Below are 23543 nucleotides of genomic sequence, written 5' to 3' on the forward strand. Positions count from 1 at the left end.
TTCTGCCCTATAGGCAAGCATTTCAGTTATGTTAGTTCACTAATAATTTGCTCAGTTCTTCAAAGGTAAAAGTCATGTGATACACCTTCTTTCTTTTCCCCGTTGAAAAGACTATTTCATATAATTGTTCCATGATAGGAAATAAACTAAACATTTTTCAGCAATTTTAGGATGTAGCCGGATTTAAGGGTAAATTGATTTTCGTCCGCCGAATAATTGAGGACAACATTCTGAGATGTGAGGTTATTGACCTTTTTACTTTATGAGATGGGTATTAACATATTTTTCTTTTTGTAAAAGTAAAATAGATTAGATAACAACTTTCAGCCACATTATTCTTGGGGCAGGCTGAAATTGCAAATTTCCCTGATGACCTCGTTTTTCCTCACCCTAGAAAGAAGTATCCTTCATCCTTCATACGCTCAAAGCGCTCGTAATCAAGGTGTCCACTGTCAAACACATACATCCATTTACATTTTGTAATTTCCTGTTAAATTAGTCCTAAAGAAGGTAGGGGGTGCCTTATTTTGTATATTCAATCAAGACTCCAGGGAATTTTGGCAACATTATATGACGAAAAAGAGAATATTAAAGGGGAAAAATTGGCTAAAATGCAGGGGGTGTCCACAAGGACACTAAGGAGTGATATTAAATCGTTAAACAATGTACTAGAATCTGTGAGCGCATTCATTTCCTCAACACGTAACGGCTATAAGCTTAATATAAATGATTCTGAGGCTTTTTCTAAATTTCATCATCAGTTTAGCAATCAGTCTGAAAATGAACGTAACATCCCACAAGAAAATGAAAAGCGGATTGATTATCTTTTAAAAAGGCTGCTCATGACTAATACCTATTTAAAAGCAGAAGAATTGGCTGCTGAATTATTTGTTAGTAAGTCAAGCCTAACAAGGCTTTTAAAAGGGGTAAGAGATCGTTTTGGTTCTTTCGACCTTTCCATCATCATTCGACCAAATTATGGTATAAAAGTTATGGGTGACGAGATACAGAAAAGAGCGTGTATTTCTGAATACTTTTTCCCAAAAAGAGGCGAGACACCACTTGCATTTCAAAGTTCATTTTTCAATTCTTATTTTTCTCAAAGTGAACTGCAGAAGATAGAGAATGTTGTTTTTCAGCGGTTGAAGGATACTGGAATAAATGTAAATGATATAGGATTTGAGAATATTGTCATACACTTGGCTATAAGCATTAAGCGAATTCAAATGGGGACAGAGATCCTTCAGTATCCACTTCCAAATAAAATGGTACATGAATCCAAAGAATTTCAAGTTATGAGCCAAATCCTATTTGATTTACTTAAGATTTTTCATATTTCCTTTTCAGAGGGGGAAAAATTGTATTTAACCGTTCATTTGATCGGAAATCGATCTTCATCACAAGGATGGGGCTTTGAAGATAAAGAAAAAGTATTAAATTTAACTTTAAAAGTGCTAAACACTATCTATGAAGTGATGGGATTGGATCTTAGGGAGGATATGGAATTACAACGCAATTTGACTAGCCATCTTCAGCAAGCTTTTACTCGTTTATTGTTAGGACTTAGAATAAGGAATCCTTTAATTCAGGAAATTACTTCCCATTATCCTGTAGCCTTTGAAGCAGCTGTTTTGGCTGTCTCTATTTTGGAAAAAGAGCTTAAGCTAAGTATAAATAAAGAAGAGACAGGTTTTATAGCGATCCATTTACAGGCAGCTATGGAACGAATACATGGAACAAGGGACCCCAAACGCTGCCTAATTGTATGTGGTACAGGGCAAGGGAGTGCAATTTTATTAAAATATAAGTTAATGGATTATTTTGGCGGGCTTTTAGAAGTGATTGACACAATGGGGTATTATGATTGGAGAAATTATTCCATCCCTTCCAATGTGGATTTTATTATTACTACTATTTCGACTGACCTGGAAACTACTCTCCCTGTTCTAAGAGTGCATCATATTTTAGGAACCTCTGATTTCGAAAGGATTCAGGAAGCATTTTTTCACAAAAGGAAAGAGGAACTCAGCTTTATTGAGAAAAATCTTATTTTTTTACAAATGCCTTTAAAGAATAAAGAGGAAGTAATTCACTTTTTGAGCAGCAAAGTGGTGGAACAAGGATTAGCAGATCCGGGGTTTGAACAAGCTGTTTTGGAAAGGGAAAAATTTATGGAAACTGCGTTTGGTAATTTGATAGCGCTTCCACACCCTATTCAAAATATCAGTACTAAAACCTTTTTGTCGTTTTGCACCTTGCCAAAACCTATTTTGTGGGGAACAACATCTGTTCAATTAGTATGTTTATTTAGTGTAAGGAAAAATAATAAGGAAAACCTACAATATCTATATGATTTTCTTTACGAAGTTCTAAATGACACAGATTTGATTAGTGAATTAGTTAAAATAGAAACTATCCAGACATTTTTGGATAAGCTAAAACGTAAATAAAGAAAGTTGTCTTAATCATTTCCGCGATCATGCGGAAATTTTTTGTGTTTAGTTGAAAGCGCTTTCATCATATACTTTAGATAAGCATCATTAAAGGAGCAGAAAAAATGAAAATTTTGCTTTGTTGTGCCGCGGGAATGTCTACAAGTCTTTTAGTAAGAAAATTACAATCTCTCGTTTCTAAGGAAAAAAAGGGTTACGTTATACAGGCAATGGATCAGGACAGTGCTGAGGTTCATCTAAAGAATTTTGATGTGGTTCTAATAGGTCCTCAAATTAGATACACGCTTCCAAGATTAAAAAAAATTGGTGAATCATATGAAATTCCTGTTGAAGTGATAAATCCAACAGATTACGGAAGAAATAATGTAGAAGCGATACTCGCTTTTGCTGAGCAACTTTTTAGTAAGAAACAAGAAAAACTGGATTGACGAAACACCGATGCTGCACGATCTGAGACTGAAAGCAGGCTCCATGAAGGAGGTGAATTTATGTTTAATATCATGTTAGTTTGTTCAGCAGGAATGTCAACTAGTTTACTAGTAAACAAAATGAAAGATTATGCAGCTTTGCAAGGAATTGAAGTGAATATATGGGCAAATGCTGAAGCGGAAGCAAAATCAGTATGGGAGAAGGCTGATATTATTCTTCTGGGCCCGCAAGTAAAATATCTAGAATCAAAAATGAAAGAAATGGTTCAAAACAAAATCCCAGTTGCTGTGATTGATATGATGTCCTATGGAACCATGAATGGAAAAAAAGTATTGGAAGATGCTTTGGCCAAATTAGGCTAATGTTTCTCATAAAAATTAAAAAGAGGGGGAGTATAAGTGACTGGTTTTATTAAATGGATGGAGAAGCACTTTGTTCCAGTTGCCGCTAGAATTGGCGGACAGCGTCACTTAGTAGCAATCCGTGATGGCTTTATTGCATTAATGCCATTAGTAATGGCAGGTTCATTGGCAGTATTATTAAACAACCTTTTCTTTACACCAGCTTCACTTGTCGCAACATGGTTCAACTTAAAGCCGGAAACTAGCGGTTATTTGCAATTTACAACAAAATACCTACAGCCTTTTATGGGCAATATTTGGTGGGGAACCTTCGCCATTCTTGCATTAGTGTTAGTATTTACAGTTGCTTATAGTTTGGCAAAGTCATATGAGGTGAATCCTTTATCAGCTGCAGTTGTTGCAGTTGCAGGATACCTTGCATTGACTCCTCAAGGAGTAACCGTTACCTTGGCAGATGGAAAAACCACTCAAGGAACATGGGGGAATTTTGGCTGGCAATACTTCAACTTCGGTGCATTATTAACAGCAATTATAGTCACATTGGTTATCACACAAATTTTCGTAACTTTAATGAGAAAAAATCTCACCTTTAAATTACCAGAAAATGTTCCACCAGCAGTTGGACGTGCATTCGCTGCAATCATTCCTGGCTTAATCGCCATCATGGTTGGCGGTCTAGTACCAGTGTTGTTCTCAATCTTAAATGAAGCAAAAATTTTAACAGATACGAATCTCTTCGATTTAATAACAAGAGTCATTACAGATCCATTCATGCATTTATCACAAAACCCTTTTTCAGCAATTATTTATGTTTTAGCGATTCAAATTCTTTGGTTCTTCGGTTTACATGGCGGTAACATGATGGGCGCCATTACGAGCGCAATCTATCTGCCGGCAGTTGCAGCAAATGCCAATGGTGGACACAATGTTTTCACATCTGTATTTTTTGATTCATTTGTACACATTGGGGGAGCGGGTGCTACATTAGCACTAGTAATAGCCATTTTTATTGCTTCCAAACGTAGTGATTGGAGAGAAATTTCTAAAATTGGCGGAGGTGCGTCAGTATTTCAAATCAATGAACCAATCATGTTTGGTCTGCCAGTCGTATTAAGCCCAATTTTAATTATTCCTTTCTTGATAGTACCAGTGATATTAACCCTGATAGCTTATTTAGCGACAGTGTTCGGTTTCATTGGTTACACAAACGTCGTAGTACCGTGGGTAACACCAGTTGGAATTAGTGCCTTCTTAGCTACCTCCGGTGACATTAAAGCTGCTTTAGTAGCGGTAATCAACCTAGTAGTTGCAATCATAATTTACTACCCATTCGTAATGTTAGCAAATCGTTACGAATCAGAAAAACTTTAATATTATAGAGAGAAAAGAAGGTCACTTCTTTTCTCTCTTTTCTAAATAGCTTGGAGGAATATGAAATGGAAAATAACGAATTAGTTTGTTTTCAAATAATTTCAACAGTAGGCACAGCTAAATCCATGTATCTAGAAGCAATTCAAGAAGCAAAAAAAGGTGAATTTGAAAAAGCTGTTACCTTAATTGAAGAAGGGCACAAAATTTATGCAGAGGGTCACCACATCCATGCTAAATTAATCCAAAAAGAGGCAAGGGGAGAAAAAACTGAAATTCATTTATTACTGCTGCATGCAGAAGATCAAATGATGAGTGCTGAGACCGTAAAAATTATGGCTGAAGAGTTTATTGAAGTATATAAGAAATTAGAAGAACGATAGAGAGTGTGAAAAAATAATGGAAATAAAAGTACAGTTGCAGGTTAGTGCAAAAGAGGTATTTGAACAATTGCTCAGTTCAATCATACAAGATATTAAAAATAGTACAGGCCAAACTATAGCTAAGGACAAATTGTCCAAAGATTTTTCCTATGAAAAAAGTCTTAGAAACCACATGGGATATGATGTGACGGTGAAAGTTCAAATTAATGAGCTAATTCAGCCACTTAAGTACAGTGCTACAATTGAAAACCCAAAGGGATTCAATACAATAGAATATTCGCTAAAGGATACCGTAAAAGGAGTAGAAATAACCTATAAAGAAAATTACAAAGCCAAATCGGCTTTGCAAAATTGGAATTATATACTCATATCATTAATTTATTCTAGAAGAAGCAAAAAGAAAATGCGCAATCAATTCGCCTATCTAGAACAACAAATACTTAATGGAAAATTCCAATAAGAAAAAAGAGGTCATATTATGCCAAGACTAGGTGTTTCAATTTATCCAGAACACTCAACCAAAGAAAAGGATATAGAATATTTAACACTTGCCGCAAAATATGGTTTTAAACGGGTTTTCACTTGTTTATTAAGTGTTGAAGGTAAAAATGTAGATGAAATCAAAAAGGAATTCAAAGAAATTATTGGTCATGCAAATGCATTAGAAATGGAAGTTATATTGGATGTAGCTCCAAACATTTTTTCTAAACTAGGTATCACTTATGAGGACTTAAGCTTCTTTGCAGAACTTGGTGCAGCAGGTATCCGGCTAGATGAAGGTTTTGACGGTGCAAAAGAGGCCTTTATGACTTTTAACCCATATAATCTTAAAATCGAAATTAATGCCAGTATTGGTACTAAATATATTGATAATATCTTAAGCTATAAAGCAAATAAAGAAAATATTATTACTTGCCATAATTTTTACCCACAAATGTATACAGGGATAAGCTTTAGGCATTTTGAAAAATGCAGTAAGGATTTAAAAGACCTTGGCCTAAGGGTTGCTGCATTTGTTTCCAGCCAAAATGACTCCACTTTTGGACCTTGGCCAGTGAATGAAGGCCTTTGTACATTAGAGGAGCATCGTTTTCTCTCGATGGATGTAGCTGCCCGTCACTTGTTTGCAACTGGATTAGTAGATGATGTTATTGTCGCTAATGCTTATGCAAGCGAGGAAGAACTAAAAGCACTAAGTAAAGTGAATCCAGCCAAATTAACCTTCAAGATTGATATGAATGACCAAGTGAGTGATGTGGAAAAAGAAATTATTTTTAATTTCCCACATTATGTCCGTGGGGATATGAGCGAATACATGGCACGTTCTACAATGTCGCGTATTACTTTTAAAGATGCAGACATTGGTCCTCATCACACTGATGCCTTAAAACGTGGTGACATCATTATTATCAACAATGCATATGGTCGCTATAAAGGGGAACTTCATATTATTTTAAAGGATATGCCAAATGATGGCCGTAAAAATATTGTTGGCCGTATACCGGAAAATGAATTGAAACTTTTAGAATACATCGAACCGTGGAGGGTATTCGAAATTATTCTGTAAGAAAAATGATAATTTTAATATGGATTTCATAAACGGAACATTTTCTAAGACAGGTTAAATATATATCGTAGCCATAAGGACAATATTCTTAGTGTGAGTTTATTGTCCTTTTTACTATTTAAAGATAGATAGTAACATTTTTTCCTTTTTGTAAAAATAAAATAGTTTAGTAACCACTTTCCTGCCACATTATTCTAAGAAATTAAGGAGGTAAAATGAAGAAGAAAACTGCCAAGCTATTGATTATATTCTTAACAATTTCCTTGATAGGTTCAGTGCTTCTTTTATTCGTTTCCTCATTACTATTTTCCCCACAATATGTTTTTAGGACGATCGTTAATGGAAATTCGGATGTAATGGATTACAAAGTGTTTCCAGAGCGGATTATCCAGAAAAGCTCTCAGCCCTACCGGTATAAATACAGCCTGAATGATTCACTAAAAGACATGTCAATTGACTATACGTATAAAGGAAAAGAAAGAAAAAAACCACTGAATAGTTTTCTGAAGGAAACTAATACCACATCTTTTATCATTGTCCATGATGACAAGGTGGTACTGGAAGAATATTTCAACGGATATGACAAGGATTCTATTAATACTTCTTTTTCTATGGCTAAATCAATTGATTCGCTGTTAATTGGAAAGGCAATTGAAGAGGGTTATATAAAAAGTGAAAAACAGTCTATAGCAGATTTTATAAGCGGGTTTAAAGGTACAAATATGGAGAGTATTACAATTGAGGATTTACTGCTGATGCGTTCAACCATCAGCTACGAGGAAGGGAAGCTTTTGTTTAGCGACGATGCTAAAACGTATTATATGCCTGATTTACGTAATTTAGCGTTGACACATATTAATCTGACGGAAAAATACGAAGGCAGATTTCATTATAACAACTATCATCCTCTATTACTTGGCATCATCTTGGAGCGAAGTTCGGGAAAACATGTAGCGGATTTTTTCCAACAGGAAGTTTGGGATAAAATCGGAGCTGAAAATGACGCCTCATGGAGTCTCGACAGTAAAAAAACAGGCTTTGAAAAGATGGAGAGCGGTATTAATTTTAAAGCGATTGACTTTGTAAAGATTGGCAGCATGTTACTCAATGGCGGAAAGTGGAATGGCCAGCATATACTAAATGAAGAATGGATAAAACAGTCTACACTCAGTGAATTCCCTCGAAATAATGATGAATATAAAGGATCATTCTTAGAAAATAGTAAGATAGGATACAAATACATGTGGTATAGTACCACGAATGATAATGGCGGTTTAGACTTTTTTGCGATGGGAAAGTATGGCCAGTACCTGTATATTTCTCCGGAAAACAATGTGGTCATTTTACGGACGGGTAAATCGCATGGTGATGTAGATAGGTGGGAGGATATTTTTAAAGAAATATCGTATAAATTAGGTGAAAATAAATCGCGATGACGAATTCGGTCAGTCCTTTTAAGGAAATTGTTTATGCCCCTTAATCATGTTCTAAAGCAGTGTGATTTCAATTGAGAAATCCACTGCTTTTTTATCGTCTAGGGAAATGTTTTACGGAAATGAAACTTTTAATAAAATTTACCAGTATAATGAAGTGGTGATCCTCTTATTGGAAGGAGCTGAAAAACTGTGAGCATTTTTTCAAGGATTAAGGATTTAATGGGGAACAAAGTCGATACTTTTGATGGGACTGAAGATCTGGAAAAAATGGTTGAGCAGAATTTACAGGATCTGAATAGGGAGTTAGGGAAGGTAAAGGCGGAATTGGCATCGGTATTGGCAGACGAGCAGCGCTTGAAGCGGGAACTGATTGAGTGCCAAGAAGGTATTGAGAAAATGGAACGATACTCCGTTAAGTCTCTCGATGAGGGCAATGAAGGAGATGCAAGAACGTTTCAAGAACGAAAGTCGGTTTTAGCGGAAAAGTTATCTGATTTGCAAGCAGCCATTCAATTTGCTTCATCGAAATCGGAGCAGTTAAAACCGATACATGATCAGCTCATAGCTAATATAAAAGAATTGGAATCTATTAAAAGGAGCGGTTTTTGACCGCTGCCATACATATAGTTTGTGTATAGGGGGGATTTTGTTCATGATTCTTCATTATAAATGCCCTGGCTGTGGGAGTGACATGAGCTTTGATACTGAATCAGGCAACCTGAACTGCCATAGCTGTGGCAGACTTGAAACGATTGAGAATTATCCGGAAGATCTGGTAACAACAAGATTTTCAGCGGATGAAGCAAATGAATACCATTGTGAGAATTGTGGAGCTGAGCTCATCACGACAGCTGAGACAGCGGCAACAAGCTGCAGTTATTGCGGAGCTGCAGTCGTCATTGCCGATCGCGTATCAGGCCTGCTTGCACCCGCAAAAGTCATACCTTTTACGATTAGCAAGGAAGAAGCGATGGCGGCATTTCAAAAATGGTGCCGAAAAGGATTGCTTACCCCAAAAGACTTTATGACAGCGGACAGGATAAAAAGTATTACAGGGATGTATGTGCCGTTTTGGTTGTTTGATTTGAATAGTAAAGTGCAGGTAAGCGCGGAATGTACGAAGGTCAGAACCTATTCACAAGGAGATTATATTTATACAGAAACCAAGTACTATGATGCCTTCCGTGATATCAATTTAGATTATCTCAAGATTCCTGTTGATGCATCCGTCAAAATGAACGATGAATTGATGGATAAATTGGAGCCCTATCCGTATGATCAATTAAAGGATTTTAGGACACCTTATTTAGCAGGGTATATCGCGGAAAAATACAATTTTACAGATGACGAACTGCTCCCAAGGGCGAAGGAAAAAATCAGCGGTTATGTAGAGTCCTATATTAAATCTACCTTTACAGGCTATCATTCAACCCATTATAAATCTAAAAATATTGATACGAGAAATGTAAAAAGCCATTATGTTTTATTGCCAGTTTGGATGATCAGTTATGATTATAAAAATTCAGGCTATACGTTTGCGATGAATGGACAGACAGGCAAGGTTGTCGGCAAACCGCCAATCAGCACAGGTAAAATAACGGCGTGGTTTAGCGGCATTGCAGTAGGAACCTTCTTTGCTTTAAAATGTGTCTCCTTTATGATGGGAGGGGGTTTTTGGTGAGAATACATCAAAAACGAAGTATGCTTGTTTTAATGCTGATGCTGTTGGTTTTCCCATTGGGGATATTAACTGCGAACGCGGAAACCTTTGACCGGAATCATTTTATATATGACTATGCTCTTTTATTAACGGACGATGAGTCGGCGGAACTTCAGCATGCAGCCAGTGAGCTCGGAAAAGAGAGAGAGACCGCTTTTATCATTATTACCTTAGATGGCACAAACGGGAAGGATATTGTCCAGTATGTAGAGGATTTCTATGATGAGCATGGCCCGGGGTACGACCAGCCCCATGGAAATACAGCAATCCTGGCGATTGACATGAATGAACGTGATGTCTATTTGGCTGGTTTTAAAAAAGCTGAGCAGTTTTTGGATGACAGCCGGCTTGATCTCATTCGCGAAGAATTGACTCCGGACTTATCAGGTGGCCAATATTTTGCTGCTTTCTCAACATTCATCAATAGAGCCTATGAATATATGGGCAATGAGCCGGATTTCGGAACGGGTAGCTATACGGGCAATGGATCTGATGTCGGAAACGGCGGCTATACGGGCAATGGATTCGTTGGAAGCCCGCATGTGAATAATGATTATGAATTCGCTGGCCAGCCCTCTACAAATATATTTTTTCAATGGTGGTTTCAATTAATGGTATCGCTAATCGTTGCAGGGGTGGTTGTCCTGATTATGGCCTACGGTGCTGGCGGCAGGGTCACGGTAAATGCACAAACCTATATGGATGGTCATCGATCAAAAGTTGTGAATCAATACGATAACTTTGTCAGGCAAACAGTAACAAAGCAGAGGAAACCGTCTAATAATAACCATAGCCGCGGCGGTGGTGTCGGTGGCGGTGGCGGTGGTGTCACAATGGGCGGCCATTCGCATAGCGGCAGCAGAGGGAAGTTTTAAAGGGAATTGCTGGAGCTAGCCCGGAAAAATGATAGGAAAGGGGCGGATTGTAGTGTCATTTTTTAAAAATCAATTTGCAAATGTAGTAGAGTGGCAGGAATTCCGGGATGATATGATTTTTTATAAGTGGAGTAACCGCGAAATTAAAAAGGGGAGTAAACTGATTATCCGTCCTGGCCAGGATGCGATCTTTTTTAAAAATGGGAAAATAGAGGGGATATTCCGCGATGAAGGTGAGTATGATATCGAATCGCAAATTATTCCCTTCCTATCTACATTAAAGGGATTCAAGTTCGGGTTTAATAGCGGCATGCGGGTAGAAGTGCTGTTTGTGAATACGAAAGAGTTTGTCGTGAAATGGGGAACGCAAAATGCGATTAACATCCCCACACTAGGGCTTCCAGGCGGCCTCCCGATACGTGCGAACGGAACCTTTCATTTTAAAGTGAATGATTATATTTCCCTAATTGATGAAATAGCGGGTGTCCGCGAGCACTATTTAGTAGAGGATGTCCGAATTCGGATTACAACGGTTCTCGATCAGCTTTTGATGAAGTGGATTTCTCGAGAAGGAAAGGATATGTACAACCTGCAGGCCAACTCGTTCGACATTGCTAAAGGCATTCAAGAGGATCTGGATATGCAGATGATGAAGAGCGGAATTTCGATTACTGGGTTTAACGTCATGAGTTTTAGTTATCCAAAAGAGATTCAAGACATGATTACGAAAAATGCTTCACATGGAATGGTTGGTGACGTGAATCGCTACCAGCAAATTTCAATCACAGATGGAATGGCCTCTGGCAAGATGAGCGGTGGAGGAGCAGCCTCCGATATAGCCGGGATGATGATCGGGATGAACATGGCAGGAAAAATGATGAATCAGATGAATCAGCCATCCTCTAATCAGCCAGTTTCAGCGGGAAATCCCGAACCGGCAGACGGTCAAAAGAAGCCAAACTTTTGCCCGAATTGCGGCAACAAAACAGAAGGCGCCAATTTCTGCCCAAACTGCGGACAAAAGCTTGTTTAATCGGGGTCCGTCCTCAAGAATTTAGTGAATAACCTGATCGAAAATACATCATGGAAAAAGCCACCGTTGCTGGTGGCTTTTTGCTCTTTAGCTATTACAGTTTCCTTACTCCTTCTTTTCCTTCGCTTGAGACGTAGGTATGGTATAGTTCTCCGTTGAGGTGGAACAATCTATGGATATTCAGACCACCAGGCGGGGTGATGTCCTCTAGCAGTTTCATGGTGGTTGTGTATTTTAGAATTCGGTCCGAGCCTTCCTTGCGTTCGATTGTGTAGATGGCGCCTTTATGATAAATGATGTCTTTGAGCTCTGTGTTATTTAGTACGGCCAGCTGCTTTGTTTCAAGGCTAGCGAAGGAGATTGTGTTGATTAAGTAATTGTTGCGCTCCTCGCTGTTCGTAGGTGTAAAAACGTACATTTGATTGTCATCGTAGGTTATGTTTTGACCGAGACTATTAAAAATCGTGCTGGTTGCCTTGATTTGTTTTCCGTCTTCTGCAAAAGGGCCATCCCAGCCGTAATGCCCTGCTGCTTTGATGGCCTCGTCGGATTTGAGAAGGTTGTAGTAACTCGCCTCATCACCGATATCAGCCCATGTCAGGTCGATGTGGTAGTACTGGCCGTTCAGCTTGACCATGCTCCAGGAGTGAGCCATCGGTCTGCTTGTAACTTGAAAGACGGTGATGCCGAGTTCTCGAAGGATGTCATTTAGCGCATTTGTATAGCCGTCACAATACGCCTTTCCAAACACAAGCGCCCCAAGTGTGGTATGGTAGACTGGATAAGGGCCCCATGGAATATTTGTCCGGATGATTTCCGCGTAGCCTTCTTCATCATACTCTATCATGGTTACTAGGGTGTCGTGAACATACAGGATTTTGGCAAGGTCGGTCTTCTTGAGTTTGGCCTCTTTAATAATTGGTGCCTTTTTCTTCTCCAGCTCATCATAAATATTGAGTTTGTATTTGCAATAGCATTCTTCGAGTTTTGCTTTGCTTGGCGTCTCATATATCACGGCTTCATTCCGCTCAACGTACAGACCCCCGCCAACGCTCAACAGCCCTGGCTTAAATGCATAGATCCGGTAAAAGTCTCCTTTTTTCAGAGTTCGGACGAATGTTTTCGTGCTTCCGGTCACTTTGTACAACGGTGTGTTTTTCAGAACAGTAAGCCTGCCGATCTGCCCCTCTTTCAGGATTGCCCCATTCCACCACACCACCTGTTCAATTGGTGAATCCATCCATTGCGCCCGCTTGTAGTATTTCACGCAATCGGCGTTTTCAGTAGCATCAGCAGCTGGCGGATTGAGAAGATAGATAAAAAATAATAAACCAAATAAGACAGTCAACTTTTTCATGCCGGTCCCCCCTCGTATCGGTTTAAACACGATACCTGATAAAAGGATAACATGGAAAAATGTACCTAATTGTGAAAAGGTTTTGACACTTTAGATTAATAACTGATAGCAGGGTTCGAAGGCAGAAAAACCCTGTTTATTTCTTAATCCCTCTGAGTATTTTCTTTTGTAGGCCAAGGCAAAAGTAGTAACAATCTGTATAAAAACTTAGTCGCATTGGATATGCTTTATTAGGTGATTGATTGTATTTTCCTTTGATTCCATCGCGTTATCCTGCTAAAATCATATTATTATTTTTTTCAAATAGTAATGTTTAAATGAAAATGTTTTCATAATAATTCATTTGATTCTAAATATATTCTTGATAGGAGCTATGATATATGACCAAGTACACAGATTTAAACGTCCCGATTAGAACAATTATGACTCCTGGGCCAGTAGAGGTCGATCCAAGAGTATTAAGAGCGATGACCACCCCGATATTAGGACAATTTGATCCTGCATTTACAAATATCATGAATGAAACAATGGAAATGCTACGTGCCGTATTTCAAACAGAGAATCAATGGGCATTCCCGGTCGATGGTACTTCCCGGGCAGGTATCGAAGCTGTCCTGTGCAGTATTATTGAGCCTGGTGATAAGGTTTTAGTTCCCATTTATGGCCGATTTGGCTATCTTTTAACCGAAATCTGCCAACGCTATGGAGCAGATGTTACGACTATGGAGGCTCCTTGGGGAGAGGTTTTTGACCAGGAAGAAATCATTAACAAAATTCATGAGGTTTCTCCAAAGATTGTCGCCATCGTACATGCCGAAACATCAACTAGCTGCATGCAGCCGTTAAAGGAAATTGGAGAGGCTTGCCGGAATGCTGATGTTCTGTTAGTTGTCGATGCTGTAGCATCATTGGGCGGAGTCGACCTCAAGGTGGATGAACTCAAGCTTGATGCGGTTATCGGCGGTACGCAAAAATGCTTATCCGTTCCATCAGGATTAGCTCCAATTACGTTCAACAACCGGGTTGAAGAAGTAATCAATAAAAGAAAAAGCATTGAATTAGGTTTGAAAACATCTGCTAGCGAGTCATCCAATAATCGAATTATTAGTAACTATTTTGATTTAGGGCAGCTGATGGATTATTGGAGCCCTGTCCGCCTTAATCATCATACTGAAGCGACAAGTATGCAATATGCTTTAAGAGAAGGGCTTCGCATTATCCTGGAAGAAGGACTGGAAAACCGCTTTGCTCGTCATAAGTTAAATGAAGAAGCATTGGTTGCAGGAATTAAAGCAATGGGACTGAAGATATTTGGAGATGAAAATCACAAGATTCCTGTTGTTACTGCAATCGAAATCCCTGAAGGAATTAACGGCGATGAGGTCCGTTCCATGATGTTGGAGGATTTTGAAGTAGAAATTGCCAGCTCTTTCGGACCGCTCCACGGAAAGATCTGGAGAATCGGAACGATGGGCTATAGTTCGCGTAAGAAAAATATTCTTCATGTTCTTGCCGCGTTGGAAGCAACGCTTATCCGGAAAGGCTTTAATCTGAATAAAGGTGAAAGTCTCCAGGCTGCATTAAACGTATATGATGAATATAAAAAGCGGAATTTTTAAATGCTGTAGTACTTGCTTTGAACTGGGAAAAATAAAAGTACTCATCAAACCGATCGCGACCTAAATAAAATAAATAACACGCCGTGCGAAACTTTTGGGAATCGCATGGCGTGTTATTTTAATATTGAAATTTAAAGTTACACAAATTTTATTAGGAAATATATATTTCGGCAGGCAATGCCTGAGCACAACCCACAAAGTTTGAATTCCTTCGAAATATTTCCTTTGACATAATTCTATGAATATAGTAAATTTACTTTTGAAAGCGGTTTAATTTTTAAAAAAAATGAAACGTTTCATAGTTTGTAAGGGGTATCGAATTGGGAGTGACAATTAAGGATATTTCAGAAAAGACGGGTCTTTCTCTAGGGACTATCTCAAACTTTTTGAATGGAAAAAATGTCAGGGAAAAAAACAAATTTTTAATCGAAACAGCCATTGAAGAATTGGGATATAATGTTAACATGTCTGCCCGGTCGCTTAAAACAAAACAGTCAAAGTTGATCGGATTAGTCATTCCATCATCCGGGTTAACATTTTCAGCCAAACTCGTTTCCGTTGTTGAAGAAATTTTATCAAAAAAAGGATTTATGGTCATGATTACAGTCATCGGCCATTCCCCGTTTTTAGATTATCAAAAGTTAACTAATTTACAATCTAGAAATGCGGACGCCATGATTATTATCCCTTCAACAGATAACGAAACATTGGAGAATTGGCTGAAGAGCCTAAGAAGTTCGATTCCGATTATCATACTTGACCGGATCATTGAGGATTATAATAAAGCGAAATATGTTTTAGTCAATAATGAAAGCGCATCAAAAATGGCTGTTGACTACTTGATCCATAAAAACCATGAATTGATATCCATTATTGGGGGAGATATGGACGGGTATACGACGATTGAACGTATAAACGGTTATAAAAAATCCTTAGAAGAGAACCGTATTGAAATTAATCCTGATTATATCGTTTATAGTGATTTCACTAAACGCGGCGGGTATCTAGCCTGCGAAAAGATATTTCAATTGAAAAATCTCCCATCAGCAATATTCGTAACAAACTATGATATGACATTAGGCGTAATTGAATACTTGAATGAGCACAACATAAAAATAGGCAAAGATATTTCATTGATTGGTTTTGACCTGGATGATTTAACGAAAATTGTTAATCCCGGTATAACAATGATTATCCAGCCAATAAAAGAAATGGCGGAATATACTGCATATCGGCTGCTGGATTTTTTGAAAAATAATTATTATGAAAAAGCGCCTATGTTCTTTACTTGTACACTAAAAGAAGGCGGATCTGTAGCTGAACTTATATAACCTATATTTTTTTAACAAGAAAATGAAACGTTTCAAGTATCTGGAATTATATGATTCCGATTTTTTTAAAATGAAAATGAAACGTTTCAATTATACCAATTTATGTAACTCCTTTTTTTAACAGAATAAGATGAAACGTTTCATCTTATTCAGGTAATACAAAACCAACAACAACTATGACAAAAGAAAAGAGGAAAAAGTATGGACATCATTAGAGGGATCATCGGTTTAGCCTTCATTTTTGGTTTAGGTTACTTGATAAGCTTTGATAGAAAAAATGTTCGATATAAACCGATGGCTATCATGATTGGGTTGCAGCTTGTTATCACATTTGTTTCTTTAAACACTGCATTTGGGATAAAAATTTTAGGGGCGATTTCTGACTTCTTTAGTTGGTTGTTGAAACAGGCAGAAGGTGGCACCAACTTTGTATTTGGCGGTATACAAATGGAATTTGTCTTCTTTTTCCACGTATTAATGCCTATTGTTTTTGTATCAGCGTTACTTGGAATTTTAAATTATATCAAGGTTTTGCCATTTATTATTAAGTGGACAGGAAAACTAATCAATAAGATTACAGGGATGGGAGATCTCGAAAGTTATTTTGCACCTTCAACAGCTATTTTAGGACAGCCTGAGGTGTTTATCACAATTAAAGAACAAATCTCTAAAATGAAACCGCAGCAGCTTTATACCATTTGTGCATCGGCAATGTCGGCTGTTGCGGCGGCCACATTGGGAGCTTATATGACAATGGTTCCAGGCCAATATGTAGTAGTTGCTGTATTTTTAAATATTTTTTCAGCTTTAATTATTTCTTGCGTTGTGAATCCTTACGATCCAAAAACAATCAACGAAGATGCTTCAGTTAATATGGAAGGTGCAGAATGGGTAAGTGCAGAACGCGAAGTAAGTGCAACAAGTGAAGTAAGTGCAGGAAGTGAAGAAAGGGAACCGTTTTTCCAAATGTTAGGCACTTACATTTTAGATGGTTTTAAATTAGTAATTATTGTATCAGCCATGTTAATCGGTTTTATGGCTTTAGTGACGTTATTAAATAATTCATTTGAAATTATGTTTAATATTACGTTTACAGAAATTATGGGCTGGATCTTTGCGCCAATTGCATTCGTATTAGGTGTCCCTTGGGATGAAGTCGTTAAAGTTGGCAGTATCATGGCTACGAAACTAGTTACGAATGAATTTGTTGCAATGGGTGAGTTGGCAAAAGTCGCTGAAACATTGTCACCAAAAGCAAATGCGATGATTTCTACGTATTTAATTAGTTTCGCAAACTTCGGAACACTTGGGATTGTATCCGGTTCAATTAAATCCATCGATGAAAAACAAGGAAAAATGGTTGCTAAATATTCGGTGAAACTCTTAGTAGGTGCCACAATGGCCTCCATGCTGACAGCAACAATCGTCGGTATGTTTTATTAATTGGTACGGGGGTGCGTTGACACCTTATAAAACTAAGGGTCCTGTCCCTGCATACCACTAAGAAGGTGCTTGAATGATAACTGTAGTAGGCAGTATAAATATTGATTTAGTAGTACAAACAGATCACATGCCCGAACAAGGAGAAACTACGTTAGGGAACTCCCTTTCCATTTTTACTGGTGGAAAGGGTGCGAATCAGGCAGTAGCGATTTCGAGATTAGGAATGAATGCACAATTTATTGGTGCTTGCGGTACCGATGAGTATGGAAAAATTGCATTATCATCATTAAAAAAGAAAAACATTAAAACCGATCAAGTCTTTATAGTTCCAGATGTTTCAACGGGTGTTGCTTCGATTATCGTTTCTAATTCTGATAATCGAATCATTGTCATTCCTGGAGCAAACCATTTATTAACACCGGAAAAAATTAGTCTTGTAAAAGATGAAATCGTAAAAAGTGAAATGGTTGTCCTTCAGTTGGAAATACCGCCTGAAACTGTCCAGGCAGTATTGGAAATTTGTCATGAACATCAAATTCCTACGATTTTAAATCCCGCGCCAATGGATAAATTTAAAAAAGATTTTATTGATTTGGCAACGTATATTACACCGAATGAAACTGAATGTATCAGCCTCTTTGGAGAAAATATCGAAGAAACTTTAGAACAATACCCAAATAAATTGGTTGTTACGTTGGGAGATAAAGGTGCTCGTTTTTATGACGGGGGAAAACATGTTTATGTTAAAAGTTATCCAGTAAAAGCGGTTGATACAACAGGTGCCGGGGATACCTTTAATGGCAGCTTCGCAGTGGCTTTGACCGAGGGGAAAACGATTGAAGAGGCTGTAAGATTTGCAAATGCAAGTGCTTCACTATCAGTTGAGAAAAAAGGGGCGCAAACCGGCATGCCTTCATATGAAATGGTCCTAAACCGGTTGGGTGAGGATGAGGCGGCAAGTTCCTTATCCAAAGCTGGACTAATCGTAAATTAAAATTCTTATATGGGGTGACAAACATGGAAAAAAGAAAGATTATCATAGACACAGATCCAGGCATTGATGATACGTATGCAATTGTCGCCGCATTAAGTTATGGTGGATTTGATGTAGCAGGAATAACAGTTGTAGCAGGCAATGTAGGTTTGGATAACTGTGTGAATAACGCTTTAGGGATCGTTAATTTAATGAATGCCGACTGCCGCGTTTATCCTGGGGCGACCGCTTCTTTGGTAGATCTGGAAAATGCTAAAACATATAATATTGATTCTTCGGTCCATGGAGCAGGCGGTTTGGGAACGGTTACGCTTACTCCTGACCGAACCAAACTGTCAGATACTCACGCCGTCGATTTTATTTTGGAAACCGTAAAAGAAAATCCGGGAGAGGTCGAACTGATTACCTTAGGCCCATTAACAAATATTGCCTTAGCCATTCGAAAAGATAAAGAAACGATGAAAAAGGTTAAAGCGATTTGGTCCATGGGTGGCGGCGTTCGCATTGGGAACCGGACACCGGTGGCAGAATTCAATTATTGGGCAGACCCTGAAGCCGCGAAAGAAGTCTACGAGTCGATAGGTGAAGATGTTGAAATAAATATGATTGGATTGGATGTTACACAAAGTACTCGTTTTACTTTGGATGACTTATTCTTCCTGGGAACAGAGTGTGGCCATTTAGGGTCGCTATTAAGCGAAATGTCAGATCATTATAAGAAAATGTATTGGGACGCCCTTCGTATTTCCGGTATTATCGTTCATGATTTAGTTGCTGTCATGCTTGCGATTGACCCAAGTTTAAGTGACCAAGATGACGTCTATAAACGAGTCAATTTAAAGATGGAATGCCAAGGAATATGCAAAGGACAGACGGTGGTTCAATTATCTCCTGGGAATCGTGATGATGAACCAGCAAATGCAAATGTTTATATGGGAATCGACAACGACAGCTATAGAAAAGCCTTCTTCAAACTTTGCTTCCCGGAATCCTATTCCATGTATACCAAATATATTTTATAATGACTTGCACTTCATTTTAAGATTTGGGTACGATACGGACCATAAGAGTAATGAATTATTTACCAATACAGAAAAAAGGGCCAACCTTGTATGCGTTACTGCAGCAGGTTTGGCCCTTTTTAGTATAAAAAAACATAATTGGGATAGAAACTATTTACCCCTTTAAATCCTTCCTGATTTTAAAAAGATTGGTGCCTAGTTCATTTAACACGATGGCAGCCAATATTATAGCCGTTCCCAGCCACTGCAGCGGCGTGATCGCTTCTGACAAAATCAGGCTGGCGGATACGATTGCGACTGGCAATTCGATGGATGTCAGGATATTGGCGATGCCGCCTGGAACCAAAGGCGCGCCGACAGCGAAAAATAATGGCGGGATCACGGCACCAAACAGCGAAGCGCCAGCAGATGCCATCAATAAGTGGCCATCCAATGGAACTACAGTCGGAATTTCACGCATAAATACGACAAAAACGAGAAGGGCCGACCCTGTTGCCATTAAGGATGTCCGTGTCCAGGAATCCACATTTACGGCAATTTTTCCGCTGAAAAAAATAAACCCGGCATAGGTGAATGCGGATAGAATGCCAAAAAGGAAGCCTTTAAAAGGAAGTCCTTGTATTTCTCCGTTCATGATATTGGAAGCGAAAAAGACCCCAATCAATATAATCACGATCGACAGGATGGTCACAGGAGCTGGCTTTATTTTGCTGAAGATCCATTCCAGGATGATTCCAATCCAAACGAATTGGAACATTAAAATAATCGCCAATGAGGCTGGCAGATATTGCATCGCGCCATAATAGAAAATACTCGTTAATCCGATAAAGCAGCCAGTCATCATCAACTGGAGAATATTTTTCTTATTCAGCCCTTTGAAACTCGAGCGTTTTATCAAGGTAAACGACCATAATAGCAGAAAGGAAATTGCCATTTGGACGATATTTATCTGTCCCAGCGAGTAGCCGTAGCCAAATCCCAATTCAGCAAAGATCGGGGTAAAGCCAAAACAGCCCGCGCCTAATAATACAAATAAAATTCCTTTGTTCACTTTCAAGATGAAACCTCCTTGAATCACAAAACTATCAAACACTTATTATATCATGATAGTGAATTTGCTGTCCCCGGAAACTTTTGAGAGAGAGGCGATAGCCGGAGAAATTGCCGCGGATAAACGTTGATACCAAATTCAAGGTATTAAAAAAACGCCCAGTAAAGGGAAAATATCCTTTACTGGAGCGACAAAGTTAAAGCCTAGCTTATATCATTGAAATTTAAGACTGCCAGTTCGTGTGAAAGAACCCATCAGCATCCGTTCGTTCGTAAGTATGGGCTCCGAAATAATCCCGTTGTGCCTGAATTATATTTGCGTTGGACATGCCTGTCCGGTAGCTGTCGTAATAAGTAAGCGCCGAACTTAGACATGGGAACGAGATGCCGGAATTTATACCTTCACTGACCACTTTTCGCAATCCCTTTTGATAGTCTTTTACTTTTTCGGTGAAATACGGGGCAATTAATAAATTTGCCAAGTTTGGCTGCCCTTCATATATTTCGCCAATTACGTTTAAAAATTCTGCGCGAATGATGCAGCCGCCGCGGAAAATTAGGGCAATATCCTTTAACGGCAAGTCCCAGCTGTACAGATCGGAAGTCATCTTATATTGCGTAAATCCTTGCGCGTAGGCACAAACCTTCCCCATATATAAGGCCTGCCTCACATTGTCAATCCACAATTCTTTATCCAAATGTGCTTGATCATTTTCCGGGCCAGTCAGGATTTCTTGCGCATTCAGTCTTTCCTCTTTTAAAGCAGAAAGGTACCGAGCAAACAATGATTCCGTAATGATTGAAGTAGGAATTCCGTTATCAATTGCCTGGAGGCTTGTCCATTTGCCTGTTCCTTTTTGGCCGGCCTTATCAAGGATTACGTCGATTAGCGGCAAGCCTGTTAGTTCATCTTTTTTCCTAAGGATTTCGGCGGTAATTTCGATTAAATAACTTTTCAGCTCGCCATGGTTCCAGGATTCAAAAATATCGGCGATTTCCTCGACAGGCAATGCCAATCTCTTTCGTAAAAACGTATATGCCTCCGCAATCAGCTGCATATCCGCATACTCGATCCCGTTATGGACCATTTTAACAAAGTGTCCCGAGCCTTTAGGGCCAATATAGGTGCAGCAAGGGTCATTGTCTACCTGGGCCGCGATTTTTGTAAGAATAGGGGCCGCTTTTTCATAAACGTCCTTATCTCCACCCGGCATAATGGAAGGCCCTGTTAATGCGCCGATCTCCCCGCCGGAAATGCCAATCCCTAAATACCCGATCCCTTTTTGCTTCAACTCATCATATCTCCGAGCCGTATCTTCAAAGTGGGAATTGCCGCCGTCCATAATCACATCGCCAGCTTCAAGAAAAGGAATTAATGATTGGATGACCGAATCAATCGGGCTTCCGGCTGTAACCATGAGGAAGATTTTCCGCGGGGTTTGTAAGGACTGGACAAAATCCTGGACTTCATAGAAAGGGGAGATGGCCTTCCCGCTGCTTTTTTGAACGAGTTGGTCGGTTAAATCCCTTGTATAATTGTAGACAGCAACTTGCTCTCCTTTACTGGCCATATTTAAAGCGATATTGCTGCCCATTACTCCTAAGCCAATGACTCCAATTGTGTTCAACATTTTGGCAAGACTCCTTTTTTAACAGATAAGGGGCAGTGTATCCCCCGCATTAACTGCTAGGGATATACTGCCCGGATGGACAATTTTTCAAAAAAGAAATTTCAACCATTAAACAATCAAGCTTAATAGTAAAACAAATCCTAAGCCCGCAACAGAGATAATTGTCTCAAGCAATGTCCAAGTTGCAAATGTTTCTTTCATCGTTAAGCCAAAGTACTCTTTAAACATCCAGAAGCCTGCGTCGTTAACGTGGGAAGCTATTAAACTTCCAGCACCGGTTGCAAGAACGACTAAAGCGAGATTCACATCGGATTGTCCAAGCATTGGGATAACCAATCCGGCAGTTGTCAAAGCGGCTACAGTAGCAGATCCCAGCGAAATCCTTAAGATTGCGGCGATGATCCAGGCAAGCAGGATTGGGGACATTGAAGTTCCTTTGAACAATTCAGCTACGTAATCACCGACGCCGCCATTGATCAATACTTGTTTGAAGGCTCCGCCTCCGCCAATGATCAAGAGCATCATCCCGATATGGGAAATCGCTGTCGTACAGGAATCCATAACGGACTTGATTGGAATTTTCCTTGCAATACCCATTGTGTAGACAGCAACCAATAAGGAAATCAACATAGCGGTCCCGGCTTCACCGATAAAACGGATTCCCGCAAGGAAGCTATTATCTTCAAACCCGATTGTTTTTTGAAGCAAAGTAATAATTGTCGCGATTGACATTAGAATAACAGGCAGGATGGCAGTAAATACACTGATGCCGAATCCAGGAGTGTCTTCCATTTTAAATGTTTTTTGTTCGCCTAAAGAGGCAATATTTCCTGTTTTTGTAAACGATGCCGGAACGAGCTTTTTAGCAAGCTTCGTAAACAGCGGCCCTGCGATAATGACTGTCGGAATAGCAATAATGAACCCGTAAAGCAATACTTCCCCAATGTTCGCTCCATATTCGCCCGCAATAACAGTCGGTCCTGGGTGAGGAGGGAGGAAGCCGTGTGTAACGGATAATGCTGCTGTCATTGGAATACCAAGATACAGAATCGAAATCCTTAACTCTTTTGAAATAGCGAAAACGATTGGAATTAAGAGAACTAATCCTACTTCAAAGAATAATGCGACGCCGATGATAAACGATGCGGCAACGACGGCCCATTGAATATTTTTCTCACCGAACTTGTTCACGAGTGTCATGGCAATCCGTTGCGCGCCGCCGGAATCGGCGATTAACTTACCCAACATCGCTCCAAGTCCAAAAATCAATGCCAAGTGCCCTAGCGTTCCACCGAGGCCGGCTTCAATTGTTTTGACGATTTCTTCAAGCGGCATCCCAAGGGCCAAGGCAACCCCGAACGATACAATGATTAACGAGATAAAAGTGTTTAATTTTAAGCCCATAATTAAAAGAAGTAATGCTAAAATTCCAATTGCTACAATAAATAATGGCACTGTAATATCCCCCTT

At 39.1% G+C, this 23543-nt stretch carries 21 protein-coding genes; 17 read left to right on the plus strand and 4 right to left on the minus strand.

Annotated features, from left to right (window positions below):
• The first annotated feature begins 527 nt into the window (after positions 1–527).
• The 12 genes from DRW41_RS08430 (at position 528) to DRW41_RS08485 (ending at position 11626) form a co-directional block, all read left to right on the plus strand.
• Positions 528–2450, plus strand: a complete 1923-nt coding sequence (locus DRW41_RS08430) for a BglG family transcription antiterminator (RefSeq protein WP_115451506.1) — start codon at positions 528–530, stop codon at positions 2448–2450.
• Between the two features lie 107 nt (positions 2451–2557).
• The gene (locus DRW41_RS08435; RefSeq protein ID WP_115451507.1) at positions 2558–2881 is read left to right on the plus strand and encodes a PTS sugar transporter subunit IIB; all 324 of its coding nucleotides are present in this window, start codon (positions 2558–2560) and stop codon (positions 2879–2881) included.
• A 60-nt stretch (positions 2882–2941) separates the two neighbouring features.
• Entirely contained in the window at positions 2942–3244 is a 303-nt protein-coding gene (locus DRW41_RS08440) for a PTS sugar transporter subunit IIB (protein ID WP_115451508.1), read from the plus strand.
• Between the two features lie 36 nt (positions 3245–3280).
• Positions 3281–4615, plus strand: a complete 1335-nt coding sequence (locus tag DRW41_RS08445) for a PTS sugar transporter subunit IIC (RefSeq protein ID WP_115451509.1) — start codon at positions 3281–3283, stop codon at positions 4613–4615.
• 65 nt (positions 4616–4680) lie between these two features.
• Positions 4681–4995: a PTS sugar transporter subunit IIA gene (locus tag DRW41_RS08450; RefSeq protein ID WP_115451510.1), complete on the plus strand. Its 315-nt coding sequence runs from the start codon at positions 4681–4683 to the stop codon at positions 4993–4995.
• Between the two features lie 16 nt (positions 4996–5011).
• Positions 5012–5455: a DUF3284 domain-containing protein gene (locus DRW41_RS08455; RefSeq protein WP_115451511.1), complete on the plus strand. Its 444-nt coding sequence runs from the start codon at positions 5012–5014 to the stop codon at positions 5453–5455.
• Between the two features lie 18 nt (positions 5456–5473).
• On the plus strand, positions 5474–6562 hold the full coding sequence (locus tag DRW41_RS08460) for a DUF871 domain-containing protein (RefSeq protein ID WP_115451512.1): 1089 nt from the start codon (positions 5474–5476) through the stop codon (positions 6560–6562).
• A gap of 215 nt (positions 6563–6777) precedes the next feature.
• Positions 6778–7998: a serine hydrolase domain-containing protein gene (locus tag DRW41_RS08465; RefSeq protein WP_115451513.1), complete on the plus strand. Its 1221-nt coding sequence runs from the start codon at positions 6778–6780 to the stop codon at positions 7996–7998.
• 189 nt (positions 7999–8187) lie between these two features.
• On the plus strand, positions 8188–8607 hold the full coding sequence (locus tag DRW41_RS08470) for a PspA/IM30 family protein (protein WP_115451514.1): 420 nt from the start codon (positions 8188–8190) through the stop codon (positions 8605–8607).
• A gap of 43 nt (positions 8608–8650) precedes the next feature.
• The gene (locus DRW41_RS08475; RefSeq protein ID WP_115451515.1) at positions 8651–9679 is read left to right on the plus strand and encodes a TFIIB-type zinc ribbon-containing protein; all 1029 of its coding nucleotides are present in this window, start codon (positions 8651–8653) and stop codon (positions 9677–9679) included.
• Positions 9673–10593 (plus strand): TPM domain-containing protein, encoded by a 921-nt coding sequence (locus tag DRW41_RS08480; protein WP_439330854.1) that lies wholly within the window; start codon positions 9673–9675, stop codon positions 10591–10593. Before DRW41_RS08475 ends, DRW41_RS08480 begins: the two co-directional genes overlap by 7 nt.
• Positions 10594–10645: 52 nt before the next feature.
• A complete protein-coding gene (locus DRW41_RS08485; protein ID WP_115451516.1) occupies positions 10646–11626 on the plus strand; it encodes an SPFH domain-containing protein in 981 nt (326 codons plus the stop codon).
• 94 nt (positions 11627–11720) lie between these two features.
• Here DRW41_RS08485 and DRW41_RS22925 read toward each other — a convergent pair whose 3' ends face one another.
• Positions 11721–12983 carry a transglutaminase domain-containing protein gene (locus DRW41_RS22925; protein ID WP_181884471.1) on the minus strand — a complete coding sequence of 421 codons (1263 nt, stop codon included), beginning with the start codon at positions 12981–12983 and terminating at the stop codon, positions 11721–11723.
• A gap of 380 nt (positions 12984–13363) precedes the next feature.
• Here DRW41_RS22925 and DRW41_RS08495 point away from each other — a divergent pair, with 380 nt between their 5' ends.
• The 5 genes from DRW41_RS08495 to DRW41_RS08515 all read left to right on the plus strand — a co-directional run bounded on the left by DRW41_RS08495 (position 13364) and on the right by DRW41_RS08515 (position 19392).
• Complete coding sequence (locus DRW41_RS08495; protein ID WP_115451517.1) at positions 13364–14602, plus strand: pyridoxal-phosphate-dependent aminotransferase family protein; 1239 nt, start codon at positions 13364–13366, stop codon at positions 14600–14602.
• A 326-nt stretch (positions 14603–14928) separates the two neighbouring features.
• On the plus strand, positions 14929–15933 hold the full coding sequence (locus tag DRW41_RS08500) for a LacI family DNA-binding transcriptional regulator (protein WP_142752197.1): 1005 nt from the start codon (positions 14929–14931) through the stop codon (positions 15931–15933).
• A gap of 201 nt (positions 15934–16134) precedes the next feature.
• A complete protein-coding gene (locus tag DRW41_RS08505; protein ID WP_115451519.1) occupies positions 16135–17376 on the plus strand; it encodes a NupC/NupG family nucleoside CNT transporter in 1242 nt (413 codons plus the stop codon).
• 73 nt (positions 17377–17449) lie between these two features.
• A complete protein-coding gene (gene rbsK / locus DRW41_RS08510) occupies positions 17450–18370 on the plus strand; it encodes a ribokinase (RefSeq protein ID WP_115451520.1) in 921 nt (306 codons plus the stop codon).
• A 23-nt stretch (positions 18371–18393) separates the two neighbouring features.
• The gene (locus DRW41_RS08515) at positions 18394–19392 is read left to right on the plus strand and encodes a nucleoside hydrolase (RefSeq protein ID WP_115451521.1); all 999 of its coding nucleotides are present in this window, start codon (positions 18394–18396) and stop codon (positions 19390–19392) included.
• Positions 19393–19546: 154 nt separating this feature from the next.
• Here DRW41_RS08515 and DRW41_RS08520 read toward each other — a convergent pair whose 3' ends face one another.
• The 3 genes from DRW41_RS08520 to DRW41_RS08530 form a co-directional block, all read right to left on the minus strand.
• On the minus strand, positions 19547–20443 hold the full coding sequence (locus DRW41_RS08520; RefSeq protein WP_245959392.1) for an EamA family transporter: 897 nt from the start codon (positions 20441–20443) through the stop codon (positions 19547–19549).
• A gap of 223 nt (positions 20444–20666) precedes the next feature.
• Positions 20667–22073, minus strand: a complete 1407-nt coding sequence (gene gnd, locus DRW41_RS08525) for a decarboxylating NADP(+)-dependent phosphogluconate dehydrogenase (protein WP_115451523.1) — start codon at positions 22071–22073, stop codon at positions 20667–20669.
• 108 nt (positions 22074–22181) lie between these two features.
• Positions 22182–23528 carry a GntP family permease gene (locus tag DRW41_RS08530; RefSeq protein WP_115451524.1) on the minus strand — a complete coding sequence of 449 codons (1347 nt, stop codon included), beginning with the start codon at positions 23526–23528 and terminating at the stop codon, positions 22182–22184.
• Between the last annotated feature and the right edge of the window lie 15 nt (positions 23529–23543).

The organism is Neobacillus piezotolerans (genome assembly GCF_003362805.1).
In the GTDB taxonomy this organism is placed as follows: domain Bacteria; phylum Bacillota; class Bacilli; order Bacillales; family Cytobacillaceae; genus Bacillus_D; species Bacillus_D piezotolerans.

Bases quoted from the DNA above. Each gene is read 5' to 3' on its own strand.
- DRW41_RS08435 (WP_115451507.1), top strand. From the start codon at position 2,558: ATGAAAATTTTGCTTTGTTGTGCCGCGGGAATGTCTACAAGTCTTTTA.
- DRW41_RS08460 (WP_115451512.1), top strand. From the start codon at position 5,474: ATGCCAAGACTAGGTGTTTCAATTTATCCAGAACACTCAACCAAAGAA.
- DRW41_RS08440 (WP_115451508.1), top strand. From the start codon at position 2,942: ATGTTTAATATCATGTTAGTTTGTTCAGCAGGAATGTCAACTAGTTTA.
- rbsK (WP_115451520.1), top strand. From the start codon at position 17,450: ATGATAACTGTAGTAGGCAGTATAAATATTGATTTAGTAGTACAAACA.
- DRW41_RS08515 (WP_115451521.1), top strand. From the start codon at position 18,394: ATGGAAAAAAGAAAGATTATCATAGACACAGATCCAGGCATTGATGAT.
- DRW41_RS08475 (WP_115451515.1), top strand. From the start codon at position 8,651: ATGATTCTTCATTATAAATGCCCTGGCTGTGGGAGTGACATGAGCTTT.
- DRW41_RS08495 (WP_115451517.1), top strand. From the start codon at position 13,364: ATGACCAAGTACACAGATTTAAACGTCCCGATTAGAACAATTATGACT.
- DRW41_RS08465 (WP_115451513.1), top strand. From the start codon at position 6,778: ATGAAGAAGAAAACTGCCAAGCTATTGATTATATTCTTAACAATTTCC.
- DRW41_RS08450 (WP_115451510.1), top strand. From the start codon at position 4,681: ATGGAAAATAACGAATTAGTTTGTTTTCAAATAATTTCAACAGTAGGC.
- DRW41_RS08455 (WP_115451511.1), top strand. From the start codon at position 5,012: ATGGAAATAAAAGTACAGTTGCAGGTTAGTGCAAAAGAGGTATTTGAA.
- gnd (WP_115451523.1), bottom strand. From the start codon at position 22,073: ATGTTGAACACAATTGGAGTCATTGGCTTAGGAGTAATGGGCAGCAAT.
- DRW41_RS22925 (WP_181884471.1), bottom strand. From the start codon at position 12,983: ATGAAAAAGTTGACTGTCTTATTTGGTTTATTATTTTTTATCTATCTT.
- DRW41_RS08505 (WP_115451519.1), top strand. From the start codon at position 16,135: ATGGACATCATTAGAGGGATCATCGGTTTAGCCTTCATTTTTGGTTTA.